Origin of the sequence: Pseudomonas sp. G2-4, assembly GCF_030064125.1 — a bacterium.
GTDB lineage: Bacteria > Pseudomonadota > Gammaproteobacteria > Pseudomonadales > Pseudomonadaceae > Aquipseudomonas.
Genome location: NZ_CP125957.1, coordinates 6,538,830 through 6,558,717, shown reverse-complemented (window position 1 = coordinate 6,558,717; position 19,888 = coordinate 6,538,830). Strand labels below are relative to the sequence as shown.

Genomic DNA, 19,888 nt, shown 5'->3' with positions numbered 1-19,888 from the left:
TGGCGGCTTGTCTGTGGGCAAGGTTCTGTCCGGCAGAGGACCATTTCAGCGGATTAAGCCCTGTGAATAACTGGCCTTAAGGTAGGTTGATAAACCCCCTTGAAAACTGAAGATAACCGCCTCTGTGGATAACCATGCCATTCATCCACAGGCTTACACCGGTTATCCAAGCCTCTCATTGCCACATGACCACAGGTTTTAAAATCTCTGTACATTATGATAATAAAGGTCTGTAGCAATCTATCCACAGATAAGTGGCTCAGTAAGAATAAACATAAAAACAAAGGTTTTATAAATTTCTTTCTTTTTAATTTCTTTAACCGCGAGTTTTCCACAGCTGGTTAAATTTTGTGCAAAGGGTTCTTTAGGCAAGGCGAAGTCCCTATACTTGCCGACCTGGCTCGAAAAACGCTCTGGCCAGGCTCAAGACCTATTTTCCGAATTACCTGAATTAAGCAGGCACGAGGTGCGTGGTGGATTTCCCTTCCCGTTTTGAAGTGATCGTCATCGGCGGCGGTCATGCCGGTACCGAGGCAGCACTTGCATCAGCCCGCATGGGAGCAAAAACCCTGCTGCTGACGCATAACGTGGAAACCCTCGGCGCCATGAGCTGCAACCCTGCCATTGGCGGGATCGGCAAAAGTCACCTGGTCAAGGAAATCGATGCCCTCGGTGGTGCGATGGCCATGGCCACTGATAAGGGCGGTATCCAGTTTCGCGTGTTGAACAGCCGCAAAGGTCCCGCCGTGCGTGCTACTCGCGCCCAGGCCGACCGAGTTTTGTACAAGGCCGCTGTCCGCGAGATCCTGGAAAACCAGCCGAACCTGTGGATATTTCAACAAGCGGCCGATGACCTGATCGTCGAGCAAGACCAGGTACGCGGTGTCGTCACGCAAATGGGCCTGCGTTTCCTCGCCGATTCCGTAGTGCTGACCACCGGGACATTCCTCGGTGGACTTATCCACATTGGTTTGCAGAACTTTTCCGGCGGTCGCGCTGGTGATCCGCCGTCGATTGCTCTGGCTCATCGTCTGCGTGAGCTGCCATTGCGTGTCGGGCGCTTGAAAACCGGTACGCCACCGCGTATCGACGGTCGGTCCGTGGATTTCTCGGTGATGACCGAGCAGCCTGGTGATACGCCGATCCCGGTAATGTCGTTCATGGGCAACAAGGAACAGCATCCACGGCAAGTCAGTTGCTGGATCACCCATACCAATGCCCGCACCCATGAAATCATTGCGGCGAACCTTGATCGTTCGCCGATGTATTCCGCTGCCGGTGAAATCGAAGGGATTGGCCCGCGTTATTGCCCATCGATCGAAGACAAGATCCATCGGTTTGCCGACAAGGAAAGCCACCAGGTCTTCATCGAGCCCGAAGGCCTGACGACTCACGAGCTATACCCGAACGGGATCTCCACCTCCCTGCCGTTCGATGTGCAATTGCAGATCGTGCAGTCGATTCGCGGCATGGAAAACGCCCACATCGTTCGCCCGGGCTACGCCATCGAATACGATTACTTCGATCCTCGTGACCTGAAGTACAGCCTGGAAACCAAAGTCATTGGCGGTCTGTTCTTCGCCGGGCAAATCAATGGCACCACCGGTTACGAAGAGGCCGGTGCCCAAGGCCTGCTGGCCGGGGCCAACGCTGCACTGCGTGCCCAGGGCAAGGACAGCTGGTGCCCGCGTCGCGATGAGGCGTACATCGGTGTACTTGTGGATGACCTGATTACCCTGGGTACCCAGGAGCCGTATCGGATGTTCACTTCCCGTGCGGAATATCGCCTGATCCTTCGCGAAGACAACGCCGACCTGCGCCTGACCGAGAAAGGTCGTGAGCTGGGGCTGGTGGATGATGTCCGTTGGGCCGCGTTCTGCAAGAAACGCGAGAGCATCGAGCTGGAAGAGCAGCGTCTGAAAAGTACCTGGGTTCGTCCCGGTACCGAGCAGGGCGATGCCATTGCAGCGAAATTCGGCACGCCGCTGACCCACGAATACAACCTGCTCAATCTCTTGAGCCGGCCGGAAATCGATTACGTCGGGCTGGTGGAAGTCACCGGCCAGGGCGCGGAAGATCCGCAGGTGGCCGAACAGGTCGAGATCAAGACCAAATACGCCGGCTACATCGACCGTCAGCAAGACGAAATCGCCCGCCTGCGCGCCAGTGAAGACACGAAGCTGCCTGTGGATATCGATTACACGGGCATTTCCGGGTTGTCGAAAGAAATCCAGAGCAAGCTCGGTGCAACCCGTCCAGAAACCCTGGGCCAGGCTTCGCGCATCCCCGGCGTGACCCCGGCGGCCATTTCCCTGTTGATGATTCATTTGAAAAAACGCGGCGCGGGCCGTCAGTTGGAGCAAAGCGCTTGAGTTCGATGGTCACCTCGCAACACGCCGAAGAGTTATCCACAGGTGCCCGTCAGCTCGGCGTCAGCCTGAGCGAAGCCCAGCACGCGCAATTGCTGGGTTATCTGGCGTTGTTGATCAAATGGAACAAGGCTTACAACCTGACAGCGGTGCGCGATCCGGATGAAATGGTCTCCCGGCATCTGCTCGACAGCCTGAGCGTCATGTCCTTCATCGAAAACGGTCGCTGGCTCGATGTCGGCAGTGGCGGTGGTATGCCGGGAATCCCATTGGCGATCCTGTTTCCGGACTCGCAAGTGACCTGCCTGGACAGCAACGGCAAAAAAACCCGTTTCCTCACCCAGGTCAAACTCGAACTCAAACTGGATAACCTGCAAGTTATCCACAGCCGTGTCGAAGCGTTCCAGCCTGCACAACCTTTCAACGGGATCATCTCCCGGGCGTTCAGCAGCATGGAGAACTTCAGCAACTGGACTCGCCATCTGGGCGACGCCGACACGCGCTGGCTGGCAATGAAGGGCGTTCATCCGGCCGATGAGCTGGTAGCATTGCCGGCAGACTTCCACCTCGATAGCGAACACGCCTTGGCCGTACCCGGTTGCCAAGGCCAACGCCATCTGCTGATACTGCGCCGCACGGCATGATTGGGAACACAAGCAAGAATGGCTAAGGTATTCGCGATAGCGAACCAGAAGGGTGGTGTGGGCAAGACCACCACCTGTATCAACCTCGCAGCATCCCTGGTCGCGACCAAGCGCCGGGTGCTGTTGATCGATCTCGATCCACAGGGCAACGCCACCATGGGTAGCGGTGTGGATAAACATGGCCTGGAAAACTCCATCTACGACGTCCTGATCGGAGAGTGCGATCTGGGTCAGGCTATGCATTTTTCCGAACACGGCGGTTATCAACTGCTGCCGGCCAACCGTGACCTGACGGCCGCCGAAGTGGTGCTGCTGGAAATGCAGATGAAGGAAAGCCGTCTGCGTAGCGCCTTGGCGCCGATCCGGGAAAACTACGACTACATCCTGATTGATTGTCCGCCGTCGCTGTCGATGCTGACCCTCAATGCCCTGGTGGCCGCCGATGGGGTGATTATCCCCATGCAGTGCGAGTACTTCGCCCTTGAAGGCTTGAGCGACCTTGTGGATAACATCAAGCGCATCGCCGAACTGCTGAACCCGGAACTGAAAGTCGAAGGGCTGCTGCGGACCATGTACGACCCGCGCCTGAGCCTGATGAACGACGTATCGGCCCAGCTCAAGGAACACTTCGGCGAGCAACTCTACGACACGGTCATTCCGCGTAACATCCGCCTGGCCGAAGCACCGAGCTACGGCATGCCGGCCTTGGCCTACGACAAACAATCCCGCGGTGCGCTGGCCTACCTGGCCCTGGCAGGCGAGATGGTTCGCCGTCAGCGCCGTAATCCACGCACCGCTGCAGCCCAGCCAACTTAAGGAAACCCCATGGCCGTCAAGAAACGAGGTCTCGGACGTGGACTGGATGCACTGCTCAGTGGTCCCACTGTCAGTTCGCTGGAAGAGCAGGCCGTGCAGGTCGATCAGCGCGAGTTGCAGCACCTGCCTCTGGACCTGATCCAGCGTGGCAAATATCAGCCACGTCGGGACATGGATCCCCAGGCGTTGGAAGAACTGGCCCTGTCGATCAAGAGCCAGGGCGTGATGCAGCCGATCGTGGTGCGTCCGATCGCCAACGGACGCTTTGAGATCATCGCCGGCGAACGTCGCTGGCGCGCCAGCCAGCAGGCCGGCCAGGAAACCATCCCGGCGATGGTCCGTGATGTGCCGGATGAAACCGCCATTGCCATGGCGCTGATCGAGAACATCCAGCGTGAAGACCTCAACCCGATTGAAGAAGCCGTGGCCCTGCAACGTTTGCAGCAGGAGTTCCAGTTGACCCAGCAACAGGTCGCCGAAGCGGTGGGCAAGTCCCGCGTAACCGTGGCCAATCTGTTGCGGCTGATTGCGCTGCCGGAAGTCATCAAGACCATGTTGTCCCACGGTGATCTGGAAATGGGTCATGCCCGGGCATTGCTCGGTTTGCCGGAAAATCAACAAGTTGAAGGGGCGCGACATGTTGTCGCACGAGGCCTCACCGTGCGCCAAACCGAGGCACTGGTGCGTCAGTGGCTGAGCGGCAAACCGGCCCCTGTCGAAGCGCCTAAAACCGATCCGGATATCGCTCGCCTGGAGCAGCGCCTGGCCGAGCGCCTGGGCTCTGCGGTGCAGATTCGCCACGGTAAGAAGGGCAAAGGGCAATTGGTGATTGGCTATAACTCACTTGATGAGCTACAGGGTGTCCTTGCGCACATTCGCTGAAACAATTGCTCATGTAGCGCGCAGTCGGAAATCACTACCTAGCAGTTGAATAGGGGCAGAACCGCCCCTATACTCTGCGCGCATTTTGTCGGCACAAATTATGCCAAGTTATTGAATTATGGCGGCCGACCATTGGAGAGCAAAAGCGATGGAAACCCGCACGCCAAACCGCTTGCCGTTCCATCGTCTGGCAGTTTTCCCGGTTTTGATGACCCAGTTCGTCGTTGTACTGATCGCCGCATTGGCGCTCTGGCAATGGAAAGGAGTCGTCGCCGGATACTCAGGGCTTTGCGGAGGCCTGATAGCCTTGCTTCCCAATATTTATTTTGCTCATAGGGCCTTTCGGTTTTCCGGCGCCCGAGCAGCCCAAGCCATCGTCCGGTCTTTTTATGCCGGCGAGGCAGGGAAACTGATTTTGACGGCAGTGCTGTTTGCATTGACGTTCGCAGGTGTGAAGCCGTTGGCACCACTGGCTGTATTCGGTGTCTTCTTGCTGACCCAACTGGTTAGCTGGTTCGCTCCCCTGCTAATGAGAACAAGACTTTCGAGACCTTAGGGCGTTTGAGGCAACCATGGCAGAGACAACCGCTTCGGGCTATATCCAGCACCACTTGCAGAACCTGACCTTCGGTCAGCTACCCAACGGCGGCTGGGGCTTCGCCCACACCGCAGCAGAAGCCAAGGAAATGGGTTTCTGGGCTTTCCACGTCGATACCCTCGGCTGGTCGGTCGCATTGGGTCTGGTCTTCGTTCTTCTTTTCCGCATGGCGGCCAAGAAGGCGACTTCCGGTCAGCCTGGTGCACTGCAGAACTTCGTTGAAGTATTGGTCGAATTCGTCGATGGCAGCGTGAAAGACAGCTTCCATGGCCGCAGCCCGGTGATTGCACCGCTGGCACTGACCATCTTCGTCTGGGTGTTCCTGATGAACGCTGTCGACCTGATACCGGTCGACTGGATTCCTCAGCTGGCCATCCTCATCTCCGGTGACCCGCACATCCCATTCCGCGCCGTGTCGACCACCGACCCGAACGCGACACTGGGCATGGCGCTCTCGGTCTTCGCACTGATCATTTTCTATAGCATCAAGGTCAAGGGCATCGGCGGCTTCATCGGCGAACTGACTCTGCATCCGTTCGGTAGCAAGAACATCCTGGTCCAAGCTCTGCTGATCCCGGTGAACTTCCTGCTGGAATTCGTGACCCTGATTGCAAAACCAATCTCTCTGGCCCTGCGTCTGTTCGGCAACATGTATGCCGGCGAGCTGGTGTTCATCCTGATCGCTGTGATGTTCGGCAGCGGCCTGCTCTGGCTCAGTGGCCTGGGCGTGGTCCTGCAGTGGGCGTGGGCTGTGTTCCACATCCTGATCATCACCTTGCAGGCGTTCATCTTCATGATGCTGACCATCGTCTACCTGTCGATGGCGCACGAAGAAAACCATTAAGGCCAGTCTCGACTAGTCTGATGTCCTTCCCGGTCACCCGGGAAGGGGCCCGAACGGGCTTGATGAAACGATTTGTTTTACCGCTTTAATCTAAAAAACCTAAACCATACGACGTAAAAGTCGGGAGGAAAGATGGAAACTGTAGTTGGTCTAACCGCTATCGCTGTTGCACTGTTGATCGGCCTGGGCGCACTGGGTACCGCAATTGGTTTCGGCCTGCTGGGCGGCAAGTTCCTGGAAGGCGCTGCGCGTCAGCCAGAAATGGTTCCGATGCTGCAAGTCAAAATGTTCATCGTGGCCGGTCTGCTCGACGCCGTGACCATGATCGGTGTTGGTATCGCTCTGTTCTTCACCTTTGCGAACCCGTTCGTTGGTCAAATCGCTGGCTAATTGCTCGGATGTTTCGAGTGAATTGGTGTGATGGACAACGTAACTGCGAGGTGTTGGCGTGAACATTAATGCGACCCTGATTGGCCAGTCCGTTGCGTTCCTGATTTTTGTACTGTTCTGCATGAAGTTCGTATGGCCTCCGGTCATTGCGGCATTGCACGAACGTCAAAAGAAGATCGCTGATGGTCTGGACGCTGCCAGCCGTGCAGCTCGCGACCTGGAGTTGGCCCATGAAAAAGTGGGTCAGCAACTGCGCGAAGCGAAAGCTCAAGCAGCTGAAATCATCGAGCAAGCCAAGAAACGCGGTACCCAGATTGTCGACGAAGCCCGTGAACAGGCTCGCGTCGAAGCTGACCGTGTGAAGGCTCAGGCTCAGGCCGAGATCGAACAGGAAATCAACAGTGTCAAAGACGCGCTGCGTGCCCAAGTGGGTAGCCTGGCCGTTGGCGGTGCTTCGAAGATCCTGGGTGCCACAATCGATCAAAACGCGCACGCAGAGCTGGTTAACCAACTGGCTGCTGAAATCTAAGCGAGGGCGATCATGGCAGAACTGACCACGTTGGCCCGACCTTACGCTAAGGCGGCCTTCGAGCACGCTCAGGCCCACCAGCAACTGGCCAATTGGTCAGCCATGCTCGGCCTGGCAGCAGCGGTGTCGCAAGACGACACCATGCAGCGCGTGCTCAAGGCCCCGCGACTGACGAGCGCAGAAAAGGCCGCCACGTTCATTGACGTGTGCGGCGACAAGTTCGATGCCAAGGTACAGAATTTCATCCACGTCGTTGCCGAAAACGACCGTCTCCCGCTTCTGCCGGAGATTGCCGCTCTTTTCGACCTGTACAAGGCCGAGCAAGAGAAGTCGGTAGACGTGGAAGTGACCAGTGCTTTTGCATTGAACCAAGAACAGCAAGACAAACTCGCCAAGGTTCTCAGTGCACGACTCAACCGGGAAGTGCGCCTGCAAGTCGAGGAAGACAAGTCCCTGATAGGGGGCGTTGTAATCCGCGCCGGCGACCTGGTTATCGATGGCTCGATTCGCGGCAAACTCGCGAAACTTGCCGAAGCATTGAAATCTTGAGTTTGAAGGGGCAGCAGAGCAATGCAGCAACTCAATCCTTCCGAAATAAGTGAAATTATCAAGGGCCGCATCGACAAGCTCGATGTGACCTCCCAAGCCCGTAACGAAGGCACTGTCGTCAGCGTATCTGACGGCATCGTGCGGATTCACGGTCTGGCCGACGTCATGTACGGCGAGATGATCGAGTTTCCGGGCGGCGTCTACGGTATGGCCCTCAACCTGGAGCAAGACTCTGTAGGTGCCGTGGTATTGGGCGCGTACACCTCTCTTGCTGAAGGCATGAGCGCCAAGTGCACTGGCCGCATCCTCGAGGTTCCGGTAGGTAAGGAACTGCTGGGTCGCGTAGTCGACGCACTGGGTAACCCTGTTGACGGCAAAGGTCCGCTGAACAACACCGAGACCGATGCGGTCGAGAAAGTTGCTCCTGGCGTGATCTGGCGTAAGTCGGTAGACCAGCCTGTACAGACTGGCTACAAGGCTGTCGATGCCATGATTCCTGTCGGCCGTGGCCAGCGTGAGCTGATCATCGGCGACCGTCAGATCGGTAAAACCGCTCTGGCGATCGACGCGATCATCAACCAGAAGAACAGCGGCATTTTCTGCGTCTACGTAGCAATCGGTCAGAAGCAATCGACCATCGCCAACGTGGTTCGCAAGCTGGAAGAAAACGGCGCCCTGGCCAACACGATCATCGTGGCTGCCAGTGCTTCGGAATCTCCTGCGCTGCAATTCCTGGCACCGTACTCCGGTTGCACCATGGGCGAATACTTCCGCGACCGCGGTGAAGACGCGCTGATCGTTTATGACGATCTGTCCAAGCAGGCAGTGGCTTACCGCCAGATCTCCCTGCTGCTGCGTCGTCCACCAGGCCGTGAAGCCTACCCAGGCGACGTGTTCTATCTCCACTCCCGTCTGCTGGAGCGCGCATCCCGCGTTTCCGAAGAGTACGTAGAGAAGTTCACCAACGGCGCAGTGACTGGCAAGACCGGTTCCCTGACCGCACTGCCGATCATCGAAACCCAGGCTGGCGACGTTTCCGCGTTCGTTCCGACCAACGTGATCTCCATCACCGACGGTCAGATCTTCCTGGAATCGGCCATGTTCAACTCGGGCATCCGTCCTGCTGTGAACGCCGGTGTTTCGGTATCCCGTGTGGGTGGTGCCGCTCAGACCAAGATCATCAAGAAGCTCTCCGGTGGTATCCGTACCGCTCTGGCTCAGTACCGTGAACTGGCGGCATTCGCCCAGTTCGCTTCTGACCTGGACGAAGCGACCCGTAAGCAACTTGAGCATGGTCAGCGCGTTACCGAGCTGATGAAGCAGAAGCAATACGCTCCTATGTCGATCGCTGACATGGCGTTGTCGCTGTATGCCGCTGAGCGTGGGTTCCTGACTGACGTCGAAATCGCCAAGGTCGGCAGCTTTGAACAAGCGCTGATTGCTTACTTCAACCGCGATCACGCCGATTTGATGGCGAAGATCAACGTGAAGGGTGACTTCAATGACGAAATCGACACTGGCATGAAAGCCGGTATCGAGAAGTTCAAGGCCACCCAAACCTGGTAAGCCGCAGCGGGAGCCGCAAGGCTCCCGCTTGCTAACCTGATAGGTGTTACATGGCAGGCGCAAAAGAGATTCGCAGTAAGATTGCGAGCATCAAAAGCACGCAAAAGATTACCAGCGCCATGGAAAAAGTGGCGGTCAGTAAAATGCGCAAGGCACAAATGCGCATGGCTGCTAGCCGTCCTTATGCGGAGCGCATCCGCCAGGTTATTGGTCATCTGGCCAACGCCAACCCGGAATATCGCCACCCGTTCATGATCGACCGCGCCATCAAGCGCGTCGGTTACGTCGTGGTGAGCAGTGACCGTGGTCTGTGCGGTGGCTTGAACACCAACCTGTTCAAGGCCCTGGTCAAGGACATGGCTGCAAACCGTGAACAAGGCGTCGAGATCGATCTGTGCGTGGTTGGTAGCAAGGGTGCGGCATTCTTCCGCAACTTCGGCGGAAACGTCGTCGCCGCTATCAGCCACCTGGGTGAAGAGCCGTCGATCAATGATCTGATCGGCAGCGTCAAGGTGATGCTGGATGCATACCTGGAAGGCCGGATTGACCGTCTGTCCGTGGTATCCAACAAGTTCATCAACACCATGACGCAACAGCCAACCGTGGAGCAATTGATCCCACTGGTGGCGACCCCGGAACAGGAACTCAAGCACCACTGGGACTACCTCTACGAACCGGATGCCAAGGAGCTGCTTGACGGCTTGATGGTCCGCTACGTGGAGTCGCAGGTGTACCAGGCGGTGGTCGAGAACAACGCAGCTGAACAAGCGGCGCGGATGATCGCGATGAAGAACGCTACCGACAACGCCGGTGATTTGATCAGCGATTTGCAGCTGATCTACAACAAGGCGCGTCAGGCTGCGATCACCCAAGAGATCTCGGAAATCGTCGGCGGCGCTGCCGCGGTTTAACGGTTCAAATATTCAGAGGATCCAGCTATGAGTAGCGGACGTATCGTTCAAATCATCGGCGCCGTTATCGACGTGGAATTTCCACGCGACAGCGTACCGAGCATCTACAACGCGCTGAAAGTACAAGGCGCGGAAACCACCCTGGAAGTTCAGCAGCAGCTGGGCGACGGCGTGGTTCGTACCATTGCGATGGGTTCTACCGAAGGCTTGAAGCGCGGTCTGGACGTTATCGACTCTGGCGCTGCCATCTCCGTACCGGTCGGTAAAGCGACCCTGGGCCGGATCATGGACGTACTGGGTAACCCGATCGACGAAGCTGGCCCGATCGACACCGAAGAGCGCTGGGGCATTCACCGTCCTGCGCCATCCTTCGCTGAACAGGCAGGCGGCAACGACCTGCTGGAAACCGGCATCAAGGTTATCGACCTGGTTTGCCCGTTCGCCAAGGGCGGTAAAGTCGGTCTGTTCGGTGGTGCCGGTGTGGGCAAGACCGTAAACATGATGGAGCTGATCCGTAACATCGCCATCGAGCACAGCGGTTATTCCGTGTTCGCCGGTGTGGGGGAGCGTACTCGTGAGGGTAACGACTTCTACCACGAGATGAAGGACTCCAACGTTCTGGACAAAGTGGCGCTGGTTTACGGTCAGATGAACGAGCCGCCGGGAAACCGTCTGCGCGTAGCCCTGACCGGCCTGACCATGGCCGAGAAGTTCCGTGACGAAGGTAACGACGTACTGTTGTTTGTCGACAACATCTACCGTTACACCCTGGCCGGTACTGAAGTATCCGCACTGCTGGGCCGTATGCCTTCGGCAGTAGGTTACCAGCCGACCCTGGCTGAAGAGATGGGCGTACTGCAAGAGCGCATCACTTCGACCAAGGAAGGTTCGATCACCTCGATCCAAGCGGTATACGTACCTGCGGATGACTTGACCGACCCGTCGCCAGCGACCACCTTCGCCCACTTGGACGCCACCGTCGTTCTGTCCCGTGACATCGCTTCCCTGGGTATCTACCCAGCGGTAGACCCACTGGATTCGACTTCGCGCCAGCTGGACCCGAACGTGATTGGCCAGGAGCACTACGACACCGCTCGCGGCGTCCAGTACGTGCTGCAGCGCTACAAAGAGCTGAAGGACATCATCGCGATCCTGGGTATGGACGAACTGTCGGAAACCGACAAGCAGTTGGTATCCCGCGCTCGTAAGATCCAGCGCTTCTTGTCGCAGCCGTTCTTCGTGGCTGAAGTCTTCACCGGTGCCTCGGGTAAATACGTTTCCCTGAAAGACACCATTGCTGGCTTCAAAGGCATCCTCAACGGTGACTACGACCACCTGCCAGAACAAGCGTTCTACATGGTCGGCGGCATCGAAGAAGCGATCGAGAAAGCCAAGAAACTGTAATCCCGGCGCCCGGTAACGGGCGCTAATTTAGGTTGAGGCAATCAGATGGCTATGACAGTCCATTGCGATATCGTCAGTGCGGAAGGGGAAATCTTCTCCGGTCTGGTCGAGATGGTGATTGCGCATGGTGAGCTGGGTGATCTTGGTATCGCCTTGGGTCACGCACCGCTGATCACGAATCTGAAACCAGGTCCGATCCGCTTGATCAAGCAGGGCGGGGAAGCCGAGGTGTATTACATCTCCGGTGGTTTCCTCGAGGTTCAGCCGAACAGAGTGATGGTACTTGCCGACACCGTGCAACGTGCTGCCGACCTGGATGAAGCCTCTGCTCAGGAAGCCGTCAAGGCTGCCGAGAAGGCTTTGCACGAGCGGGGCGCGGAGTTCGACTACGGTTCTGCTGCTGCTCGTCTGGCCGAGGCCGCAGCCCAGCTGCGCACCGTCCAGCAGATCCGCAAGAAGTTCGGCGGCTAAGCCGTCTGCTTTCTGTGCGATTGATTAAAAAGGGTAGCCTCGGCTACCCTTTTTCTTTTTCCCGACATTCATCTTCTGGTCGCAGCCGCTGACCACCCAGGATTGGTAGCCAGTCATGTCTCTCGAAATCGTTATCCTCGCGGCCGGTCAAGGCACCCGCATGCGTTCGGCGCTGCCCAAGGTCTTGCACCCGGTGGCTGGCAATTCCATGCTCGGCCATGTTATCCACAGCGCCCGGCAACTTGATCCACAGCGCATTCATGTGGTGATCGGCCACGGTGCCGATGCGGTACGTGAGCGCCTGGCGGCTGATGACCTGAATTTCGTCCTGCAGGACAAGCAATTGGGGACCGGTCATGCGGTGGCCCAGGCCGTGCCGTTCATTACCGCCGATACGGTGCTGATTCTTTATGGCGACGTGCCGCTGATCGAAGTCGAGACCTTGCAGCGCCTGCTCAAGCATGTCGCTCCACAGCAGTTGGGTTTGTTGACCGTCGTGCTGGAGGACCCTACCGGGTATGGCCGCATTGTGCGCAACGCCGATGGCCAGGTGACTGCCATCGTCGAGCAGAAGGACGCTAACGAGGTCCAGCGCGCTATCACCGAGGGCAACACCGGGATTTTGGCCGTACCGGCTGAGCGCCTGGGTGAGTGGATGGGCCGCTTGTCGAACAACAACGCCCAAGGCGAGTACTACCTGACCGATGTGATCGCCATGGCCGTCAGCGACGGTCTGACGGTAGCCACCGAGCAACCGTTGGACGCCATGGAAGTGCAGGGCGCCAACGATCGTCGGCAACTGGCCGAGCTGGAACGTCACTACCAGCTGCGTGCCGCCCGCCGCCTGATGGCGCAAGGCGTGACCCTGCGCGACCCGGCTCGTTTTGACGTGCGCGGTGACGTCAGCGTGGGGCGTGATGTGGTCATCGATATCAACGTCATCCTCGAAGGCAAGGTGGTTATCGAAGACGATGTGGTGATCGGTCCGAACTGTGTAATCAAGGACAGCACCCTGCGCAAAGGCGTGGTGATCAAGGCGAACAGTCACCTCGACGGCGCGGTCATGGGGGAAGGCAGCGATGCCGGCCCGTTTGCCCGCCTGCGTCCCGGTACCGTGCTGGAAGCGCGCGCCCATGTGGGTAACTTTGTCGAGCTGAAGAATGCTCACATGGGCGAAGGCGCCAAGGCCGGTCACCTGACTTACCTGGGCGATGCTGAAATCGGCGCTCGCACCAACATTGGCGCCGGTACCATCACCTGCAACTACGACGGTGCCAACAAGTGGAAAACCGTGCTGGGTGAGGATGTGTTCATCGGCTCCAATAACTCGCTGGTAGCGCCGGTGACCATCGCTGATGGTTCAAACACGGCCGCAGGTTCAACCATCAATCAGGATGTGGATAAGTCTCAACTTGCTGTGGCGCGCGCCCGGCAGCGCAATATTGACGGCTGGAAACGGCCGGTAAAAATCAAAAGCTAGGTTATCCACAGGTCCCTCTGTGGGAGCGAGCTTGCTCGCGATAGCGACGGTAAATCCTGCATTAATGCAGCTGAGCCACCGCTAATCGCGAGCAAGCTCGCTCCCACAGGAAACGCATGATTTCTGAATTTTTCTTCCCTCACCTTGACGATTTCACTGCAATAGGTTTTGATTAGTTACGTTATCTTTCGAATCGAAACTTATCTAGCCATGTCAAAGCGCAACACGCCACAACGCCGCCACAATATTCTCGCCTTGCTCCAAGCGCAGGGCGAGGTGAGCGTGGATGAAATGGCCAAGCGCTTCGAAACCTCGGAGGTTACGATTCGCAAGGATCTCGCCGCCCTGGAAACCAACGGCTTGTTGCTGCGACGTTACGGTGGCGCAGTCCCCATGCCGCAAGAGCTGGTGGCTGATAACGGGCAAACCGTCTCCAAATACAAACAAGCCATTGCCCGGGCCGCCGTGAAGCGGATCCGCGAACATGCGCGCATCATCATCGACAGCGGTAGCACCACGGCAGCCATGATTCCTGAACTCGGCCAGCAACCCGGCCTGGTGGTGATGACCAATTCCCTGCACGTTGCCAGCGCCTTGAGCGAACTGGAGCATGAACCGGTGCTGTTGATGACCGGTGGCACTTGGGACCCTCATTCCGAGTCGTTCCAGGGCCAGGTCGCCGAGCAGGTTCTGCGTTCCTACGACTTCGACCAGTTGTTCATCGGCGCCGACGGCATCGATCTGGTTCGTGGTACCACCACCTTCAACGAACTGCTGGGCCTCAGCCGTGTGATGGCTGAGGTAGCCCGCGAGGTGATCGTGATGGTGGAGGCCGACAAGATCGGCCGGAAAATCCCCAACCTGGAACTGCCGTGGAGCAGCGTCCATACCCTCATTACCGATGATCGCCTGCCCGTAGAGGCCCGCGATCAGATTCAGGCGCGCGGCATTACTGTGATCTGCGCGCCTGTCAGCCAGGAGAAATAGCATGTGTGGAATTGTCGGCGCCGTTGCTGAACGCAACATCACTGCAATCTTGCTCGAAGGCCTCAAGCGCCTGGAATACCGCGGCTACGACAGCGCCGGTGTAGCGGTTTTTACCCATGACGAAAAGCTCGAACGTGTGCGGCGTCCGGGCAAGGTCAGTGAGTTGGAGCAGGCGCTGGACGCCGAACCGCTGATCGGGCGCCTGGGCATTGCCCACACCCGCTGGGCTACCCATGGCGCGCCATGCGAGCGCAACGCCCACCCGCATTTCTCGGGCGACCTGGCAGTGGTGCACAACGGCATTATCGAGAACCACGAAGCCCTGCGTGAGCAGCTCAAGGCGTTGGGCTATGTGTTCACTTCGGATACTGACACTGAAGTCATTGCGCATTTGCTCAATCACAAGCTCAAGGATCTGGCGGACCTGACCGTGGCCCTCAAGGCGACTGTCAAGGAGCTGCACGGTGCTTATGGCCTGGCTGTTATCAGTGCGAAGCAACCGGATCGCCTGGTGGCGGCGCGCAGCGGTAGCCCGTTGGTGATCGGCCTGGGCCTGGGGGAAAATTTCCTGGCTTCCGATCAGTTGGCGCTACGACAAGTCACTGACCGCTTCATGTACCTGGAAGAGGGTGACATCGCCGAAATCCGCCGCGACAGCGTGCAGATCTGGGACATCGATGGCAATCCTGTAGAGCGCGAGACCGTCCAATACCGCGACGGTGCCGAGGCCGCCGACAAGGGCGAGTTCCGTCACTTCATGCTCAAGGAAATCCACGAACAACCGGCTGTTGTGCAACGTACCCTGGAAGGGCGCATCAGCCAGGGCCAGGTGTTGGTCCAGGCGTTCGGCCCACAGGCGGCCGAGTTGTTCGCCAAGGTGCGCAACGTGCAAATCGTTGCCTGCGGCACCAGCTATCATGCCGGTATGGTCGCCCGTTATTGGCTCGAAGAACTGGCCGGTATTCCCTGCCAGGTCGAAGTGGCCAGCGAGTTCCGCTACCGCAAGGTGGTGGTGCAACCGGACACCCTGTTCGTCACCATTTCCCAGTCCGGTGAAACCGCCGACACCCTGGCCGCCCTGCGCAACGCCAAGGAGCTGGGTTTCCTCGCCAGCCTGGCGATCTGCAACGTCGGCATCAGCTCGCTGGTGCGTGAATCCGACCTGACCCTGCTGACCCAGGCCGGCCGCGAAATAGGCGTGGCTTCGACCAAGGCGTTTACCACGCAGCTGGTGGGCTTGTTGTTGCTGACCCTGTCCCTGGGCCAGGTGCGCGGTACGCTGGGTGCGGGCGTCGAGGCAACACTGGTGGAAGAGCTGCGTCGCCTGCCGACCCGCCTGGGCGAAGCCTTGGCCATGGACAGCACCGTGGAAAAAATCGCCGAACTGTTCGCCGAGAAAAACCACACCCTGTTCCTCGGTCGTGGCGCGCAATTCCCGGTAGCGATGGAAGGGGCCCTGAAGCTCAAGGAGATCTCCTACATCCACGCCGAGGCCTATCCGGCCGGCGAGCTCAAGCACGGTCCGCTGGCGCTGGTGGACAACGACATGCCGGTGGTCACCGTGGCCCCGAACAACGAGCTGCTGGAAAAGCTCAAGTCCAACCTGCAGGAAGTACGTGCCCGTGGCGGCCAGTTGATTGTCTTCGCTGATGAAAAGGCCGGCATGACCAATGGCGAAGGCACCCACGTGGTGCACATGCCGCACATCCACGACATCCTGTCGCCGATTCTCTACACCATCCCGTTGCAGCTGTTGTCGTACTACGTTGCTGTACTCAAGGGCACTGATGTGGACCAGCCGCGCAACCTGGCGAAATCCGTAACGGTTGAGTAGGCATGCAACGGAGGCTGAGGTCCATCGATCTGAAGCGCTTGTAAAAACTAACCCCCTGAATTCAGGGGGTTTTTTTATCCGCGCGATAAAGCCAGTTGCCAGTCGAAGCCAGAACGGGGAGTCAACCCCATCCTTATTGTTCGCCCTGTTCGTCGTATTCTCCGGGGGCCGCTGAACAACTGCGTTGACAATGGGGGGCATTGGTGATGATATTTAGTCATACGACAACGTATGACATCAAAATAATAAAAACGAAAGGCGCAGTCATGTCTTCTAGATTTGCCGTCCAGCGAGTTTGCAGTCCATCGATCTCACGCTTCGACGCAGTGCGCCAGTCGCCTTTTTTACTGCCTGAAAAGCCCCGTGCGGGCTCGCAGGTGCAACCGCATTTCCCCCTCTCAACGTTCAAGCATCCTCGTCTGTTCCGCCAGGCGTTATCGCTAAGCGTGCCCGTCTTCCGCTCAACCTCTATCCCACAATGAATGGCAGCACCTGGAGAACAATAATGAAGAAAACACTCTGCGCCTCTCTGATCGCCTCTTTCCTGAGCCTGACTGCAGGCACGGCAATGGCCGCCGACGCCAGTGACTGGCCAAGCCGTCCGGTGCAAGTGGTGGTGATCGCCAACGCCGGCGGTGACACCGATTTCAATGCTCGAATGATGGCCAAATACTTCACCAAACTCACCGGCAAATCCATGGTGGTGACCAATATGGCCGGTGGGGGCGGGACGATTGCCGCCGATGCGGTCAAGAGCGCGGCGCCGGATGGCAATACCATCCTGTTCACCCACACCGGCCAGATGATCGTTAACGAGGTGGCGGGGCTGTCGGAGGATCGCTTTGATGCGTTTGATATCTCCTGCATCGCTGGTGTCGACAAAGGCGCGGTGTTCGTCTCGGCGAAAAGCTCGGGCATCGACAGCCTCGACCAACTGATTGAAAAAGCCAAGGCCAAGCCCGGCACCGTCACCTACGGTACCGAGATGGGCAACTTCTCTCACCTGCAAGGGCTGATGTTCGAGAAGCTCGCCGGTGTGAAACTGAAAATGGTCGACAGCGGCACAGTGTCCGAAAAAATCGTCGCCTTGCTGGGCAAGCGCATCGACCTCGGCGCCATCAGCTATGGTTCGGTCCAGGATTACATCTCCAGCGGCAAGATGACCGCCCTGGGCCAGCCCAACGCTGAGCGCAACGCGCTGCTGGGCGACGTCAAGACCTTCAAGGAACAAGGCGTGGACCTGGTCCTGGACAAGCCTTACATCGTTGCCTTCCCGAAAGGCACGGACCCGGCCATCGTCAAGAAAATGGCCGACACCATGAAGAAAATCACCGAACAGCCGGAGTACGCCGAGGAGTTGAAGAAGTCGTTCAAACAGCCGGTCAGCTTCCAGGGCACCGAAGAAGCCATCGCCACCTTGAACACAACCCGCGACAGCTTCATGCAGTTCAAGGATGAGATGCGTAAAGCGAAATAAATTTACGTAACGGCTCGGGTGCGCGCCGCGCTGGCAGGCACCCGACAGCCAGTTCTTCCCAGCAAAAAGGGGCCTGTATGGATTCCTATAAAAGAAACGAGCTGTTAGCCGGCCTGGCAATGCTCGGCGCCGGCGTGGCTTATCTGGTATTGACCTTGAACCTGCCTCGTCGCGGGTTGGTTGATGCCGCGTTTGTACCTTGGGTGCTCGCCGTCGCGTTGTGCCTGTTGGGTGCGTTGCAATTATGGGCGTGGCGAAAGCTGCCGGACAAAAGTGCCGAACCCACCGAAAAACCTGAATCGATCGACTATACAACGGTCTTCAAATCCCTGGCTTTGGTGCTGATTTTTACAGCGTTGCTGGAGACCGTGGGGTTCGTGATCATGACTGTGCTTTATCTCTATGCCCAGTTCATCGTGCTCACCCCAGCGGAACAAAAGGTCAAGCACCTCCAATACGCGCTGATAGCGGTCGTTTCGGCGGTGCTGATTTTCTTCATTTTTCGCCATGGCTTCGACTTGCTCCTGCCTGTCGGTTTATTGGATTTCTAGGGGACGGCCATGATTGAACTCATGCAAACAGGCTTCGCGGCCGTACTTACACCCTACGTTTTTCTCCTGATCACCCTCGGCGTTGCGGTGGGGATTGTGTTTGGTGCGGTGCCCGGGCTCTCGGCCACCATGGCTATCGCGCTGTGCTTGCCGTTGACTTACTCGATGGGGCCAGGCCCTGGCCTGGCGCTGTTGGTTGCGCTGTTTGTCGGCGCCACCTCGGGAGGGCTGATATCGGCGATATTGCTCAACATACCGGGAACACCGGCCTCCATCGCCACGACATTCGATGGTTGGCCGCTGATGAAGCAAGGCCATGGCGTCAAGGCCCTTGGGATTGGCGTGGTGTTCTCGTTTCTGGGCACGATTTTCAGTATCGCCGCGCTGATGTTTATCGCTCCGATCTTGGCGGATCTGGCCTTGAGCTTTGGTCCGCACGAATACTTTTCCATCGCGATTTTCTCACTGACTTTGATCGCCACGCTGTCCACCGGCTCGCTGGTCAAAGGCATGTTTGCCGGTGCCCTGGGCTTTGCCTTCTCCACCGTGGGGATCGCCCCGGTCGAGGCCATCCGTCGTTTTACCTTTGACATGCCGAGCCTCAATGGCGGCTTCGCCATGCTTACCGTCATGATCGGTATGTTCGCCGTCGCCGAAGTGCTGAAGTTTGCTGAAAGCGCGCGCCTGAGCCACCGGGCCAAACCACAGCACGTCAGCATGAAAGGCGTGAAAGGTTTTGGTTTTTCGATGAAGGAGTTTGTCGGCCAGTTGCCCAACGCCACCCGTTCATCCCTGATCGGCCTGGGCATCGGCATCTTGCCCGGCATCGGTGCCGGTACGTCGAACATCGTCTCTTACATCGTCGCGAAGAAACGTTCCAAAACGCCGGAGGAATTCGGCAAAGGCAAGATTGATGGCGTGGTCGCCAGCGAAACGGCAAATAACGCCGGTATTGGTGGCGCGATGATTCCGCTGCTGACCCTTGGCATCCCCGGCGATACCACCACGGCGGTCATGCTCGGTGGTTTCATGATCCACGGCATCCAGCCTGGGCCCCTGCTGTTCATCAGCCAGGCACCGCTGGTCTACACGATTTTCGCCGCGCTGATCCTTGCTTCGGTCCTGATGCTGGTGCTCGAGTTCTACGGCTTGCGCATGTTCATCAAACTGCTGGCGGTGCCCAAGCATATTCTGTTGCCGATTATCCTGGTGCTCTGCGTGGTCGGCGCTTTTGGCCTGAACAGCCGGATCTTCGACGTCTGGGCGGTGCTGCTGTTTGGCTTGCTGGGGTATGGGTTCGTCAAAAGCGGTTTGCCGATCGCGCCGTTCATCATCGGTTTCATCCTGGGGCCCATGGCTGAAACCAACTTGCGCCGTGGCTTGATGCTGTCCGATGGCAACTTTGGCGGCTTCCTGACCAATCCCATCTCGGCGGGCTTCCTCATTCTGGCCGTCGCGTCTATCTCTTGGCATTTGGTGACGGTCATTCGCAACAGGAAAAGTGCTGCTATTGAATTGATGCGCAGCTAACCCACTGTATTCGTCCGCATTCGCTGCTGTAACACGCAACCGTGTTGCAGCGGCCG

19 protein-coding genes are annotated in these 19,888 nt (G+C 57.9%); all 19 read left to right on the top strand.

Going from position 1 to position 19,888, the window contains the following annotated elements; genetic code table 11:
* Positions 1 to 473 precede the first annotated feature (473 nt).
* The 19 genes from mnmG to QNH97_RS28805 all read left to right on the top strand — a co-directional run bounded on the left by mnmG (position 474) and on the right by QNH97_RS28805 (position 19,832).
* Entirely contained in the window at positions 474 to 2,372 is a 1,899-nt protein-coding gene (gene mnmG, locus QNH97_RS28895; RefSeq protein WP_283554958.1) for a tRNA uridine-5-carboxymethylaminomethyl(34) synthesis enzyme MnmG, read from the top strand.
* 5 nt (positions 2,373 to 2,377) lie between these two features.
* Positions 2,378 to 3,013, top strand: coding sequence for a 16S rRNA (guanine(527)-N(7))-methyltransferase RsmG (rsmG, locus tag QNH97_RS28890; protein WP_200868940.1), 636 nt, complete (start codon positions 2,378 to 2,380; stop codon positions 3,011 to 3,013).
* A gap of 18 nt (positions 3,014 to 3,031) precedes the next feature.
* Entirely contained in the window at positions 3,032 to 3,829 is a 798-nt protein-coding gene (locus tag QNH97_RS28885; RefSeq protein ID WP_003187199.1) for a ParA family protein, read from the top strand.
* A gap of 9 nt (positions 3,830 to 3,838) precedes the next feature.
* Positions 3,839 to 4,711: a ParB/RepB/Spo0J family partition protein gene (locus tag QNH97_RS28880; RefSeq protein ID WP_283554957.1), complete on the top strand. Its 873-nt coding sequence runs from the start codon at positions 3,839 to 3,841 to the stop codon at positions 4,709 to 4,711.
* Positions 4,712 to 4,859: 148 nt separating this feature from the next.
* A complete protein-coding gene (locus tag QNH97_RS28875; RefSeq protein ID WP_210642144.1) occupies positions 4,860 to 5,267 on the top strand; it encodes a F0F1 ATP synthase subunit I in 408 nt (135 codons plus the stop codon).
* A gap of 16 nt (positions 5,268 to 5,283) precedes the next feature.
* Positions 5,284 to 6,153 carry a F0F1 ATP synthase subunit A gene (atpB, locus tag QNH97_RS28870; RefSeq protein WP_283554956.1) on the top strand — a complete coding sequence of 290 codons (870 nt, stop codon included), beginning with the start codon at positions 5,284 to 5,286 and terminating at the stop codon, positions 6,151 to 6,153.
* A 132-nt stretch (positions 6,154 to 6,285) separates the two neighbouring features.
* Positions 6,286 to 6,543 (top strand): F0F1 ATP synthase subunit C, encoded by a 258-nt coding sequence (gene atpE / locus QNH97_RS28865; RefSeq protein ID WP_003097235.1) that lies wholly within the window; start codon positions 6,286 to 6,288, stop codon positions 6,541 to 6,543.
* 58 nt (positions 6,544 to 6,601) lie between these two features.
* Positions 6,602 to 7,072: a F0F1 ATP synthase subunit B gene (locus tag QNH97_RS28860; protein WP_283554955.1), complete on the top strand. Its 471-nt coding sequence runs from the start codon at positions 6,602 to 6,604 to the stop codon at positions 7,070 to 7,072.
* A gap of 12 nt (positions 7,073 to 7,084) precedes the next feature.
* Entirely contained in the window at positions 7,085 to 7,621 is a 537-nt protein-coding gene (locus QNH97_RS28855) for a F0F1 ATP synthase subunit delta (RefSeq protein ID WP_283554954.1), read from the top strand.
* A 21-nt stretch (positions 7,622 to 7,642) separates the two neighbouring features.
* On the top strand, positions 7,643 to 9,187 hold the full coding sequence (gene atpA / locus QNH97_RS28850; protein ID WP_283554953.1) for a F0F1 ATP synthase subunit alpha: 1,545 nt from the start codon (positions 7,643 to 7,645) through the stop codon (positions 9,185 to 9,187).
* A gap of 50 nt (positions 9,188 to 9,237) precedes the next feature.
* On the top strand, positions 9,238 to 10,098 hold the full coding sequence (gene atpG, locus QNH97_RS28845) for a F0F1 ATP synthase subunit gamma (RefSeq protein ID WP_283554952.1): 861 nt from the start codon (positions 9,238 to 9,240) through the stop codon (positions 10,096 to 10,098).
* A gap of 27 nt (positions 10,099 to 10,125) precedes the next feature.
* Positions 10,126 to 11,502 carry a F0F1 ATP synthase subunit beta gene (atpD, locus tag QNH97_RS28840; RefSeq protein WP_020294925.1) on the top strand — a complete coding sequence of 459 codons (1,377 nt, stop codon included), beginning with the start codon at positions 10,126 to 10,128 and terminating at the stop codon, positions 11,500 to 11,502.
* A 45-nt stretch (positions 11,503 to 11,547) separates the two neighbouring features.
* Positions 11,548 to 11,973 (top strand): F0F1 ATP synthase subunit epsilon, encoded by a 426-nt coding sequence (locus tag QNH97_RS28835; RefSeq protein ID WP_283554951.1) that lies wholly within the window; start codon positions 11,548 to 11,550, stop codon positions 11,971 to 11,973.
* Positions 11,974 to 12,088: 115 nt separating this feature from the next.
* Positions 12,089 to 13,453, top strand: a complete 1,365-nt coding sequence (gene glmU, locus QNH97_RS28830) for a bifunctional UDP-N-acetylglucosamine diphosphorylase/glucosamine-1-phosphate N-acetyltransferase GlmU (RefSeq protein ID WP_283554950.1) — start codon at positions 12,089 to 12,091, stop codon at positions 13,451 to 13,453.
* Between the two features lie 210 nt (positions 13,454 to 13,663).
* On the top strand, positions 13,664 to 14,440 hold the full coding sequence (locus QNH97_RS28825; protein WP_283554949.1) for a DeoR/GlpR family DNA-binding transcription regulator: 777 nt from the start codon (positions 13,664 to 13,666) through the stop codon (positions 14,438 to 14,440).
* Between the two features lies 1 nt (position 14,441).
* On the top strand, positions 14,442 to 16,274 hold the full coding sequence (gene glmS, locus QNH97_RS28820) for a glutamine--fructose-6-phosphate transaminase (isomerizing) (protein ID WP_283554948.1): 1,833 nt from the start codon (positions 14,442 to 14,444) through the stop codon (positions 16,272 to 16,274).
* 505 nt (positions 16,275 to 16,779) lie between these two features.
* Entirely contained in the window at positions 16,780 to 17,751 is a 972-nt protein-coding gene (locus QNH97_RS28815; RefSeq protein WP_283554947.1) for a tripartite tricarboxylate transporter substrate binding protein, read from the top strand.
* A 77-nt stretch (positions 17,752 to 17,828) separates the two neighbouring features.
* Positions 17,829 to 18,302 (top strand): tripartite tricarboxylate transporter TctB family protein, encoded by a 474-nt coding sequence (locus QNH97_RS28810; RefSeq protein WP_283554946.1) that lies wholly within the window; start codon positions 17,829 to 17,831, stop codon positions 18,300 to 18,302.
* 9 nt (positions 18,303 to 18,311) lie between these two features.
* Positions 18,312 to 19,832: a tripartite tricarboxylate transporter permease gene (locus QNH97_RS28805; protein ID WP_283554945.1), complete on the top strand. Its 1,521-nt coding sequence runs from the start codon at positions 18,312 to 18,314 to the stop codon at positions 19,830 to 19,832.
* Positions 19,833 to 19,888: the final 56 nt, after the last annotated feature.

Excerpts from the sequence above, each read along its gene's own strand:
- rsmG (WP_200868940.1), top strand. The coding sequence starts at position 2,378 with ATGGTCACCTCGCAACACGCCGAAGAGTTATCCACAGGTGCCCGTCAG.
- QNH97_RS28885 (WP_003187199.1), top strand. The coding sequence starts at position 3,032 with ATGGCTAAGGTATTCGCGATAGCGAACCAGAAGGGTGGTGTGGGCAAG.
- QNH97_RS28880 (WP_283554957.1), top strand. The coding sequence starts at position 3,839 with ATGGCCGTCAAGAAACGAGGTCTCGGACGTGGACTGGATGCACTGCTC.
- QNH97_RS28875 (WP_210642144.1), top strand. The coding sequence starts at position 4,860 with ATGGAAACCCGCACGCCAAACCGCTTGCCGTTCCATCGTCTGGCAGTT.
- atpB (WP_283554956.1), top strand. The coding sequence starts at position 5,284 with ATGGCAGAGACAACCGCTTCGGGCTATATCCAGCACCACTTGCAGAAC.
- atpE (WP_003097235.1), top strand. The coding sequence starts at position 6,286 with ATGGAAACTGTAGTTGGTCTAACCGCTATCGCTGTTGCACTGTTGATC.
- QNH97_RS28855 (WP_283554954.1), top strand. The coding sequence starts at position 7,085 with ATGGCAGAACTGACCACGTTGGCCCGACCTTACGCTAAGGCGGCCTTC.
- atpA (WP_283554953.1), top strand. The coding sequence starts at position 7,643 with ATGCAGCAACTCAATCCTTCCGAAATAAGTGAAATTATCAAGGGCCGC.
- atpG (WP_283554952.1), top strand. The coding sequence starts at position 9,238 with ATGGCAGGCGCAAAAGAGATTCGCAGTAAGATTGCGAGCATCAAAAGC.
- atpD (WP_020294925.1), top strand. The coding sequence starts at position 10,126 with ATGAGTAGCGGACGTATCGTTCAAATCATCGGCGCCGTTATCGACGTG.
- QNH97_RS28835 (WP_283554951.1), top strand. The coding sequence starts at position 11,548 with ATGGCTATGACAGTCCATTGCGATATCGTCAGTGCGGAAGGGGAAATC.
- glmU (WP_283554950.1), top strand. The coding sequence starts at position 12,089 with ATGTCTCTCGAAATCGTTATCCTCGCGGCCGGTCAAGGCACCCGCATG.
- QNH97_RS28825 (WP_283554949.1), top strand. The coding sequence starts at position 13,664 with ATGTCAAAGCGCAACACGCCACAACGCCGCCACAATATTCTCGCCTTG.
- glmS (WP_283554948.1), top strand. The coding sequence starts at position 14,442 with ATGTGTGGAATTGTCGGCGCCGTTGCTGAACGCAACATCACTGCAATC.
- QNH97_RS28815 (WP_283554947.1), top strand. The coding sequence starts at position 16,780 with ATGAAGAAAACACTCTGCGCCTCTCTGATCGCCTCTTTCCTGAGCCTG.
- QNH97_RS28810 (WP_283554946.1), top strand. The coding sequence starts at position 17,829 with ATGGATTCCTATAAAAGAAACGAGCTGTTAGCCGGCCTGGCAATGCTC.
- QNH97_RS28805 (WP_283554945.1), top strand. The coding sequence starts at position 18,312 with ATGATTGAACTCATGCAAACAGGCTTCGCGGCCGTACTTACACCCTAC.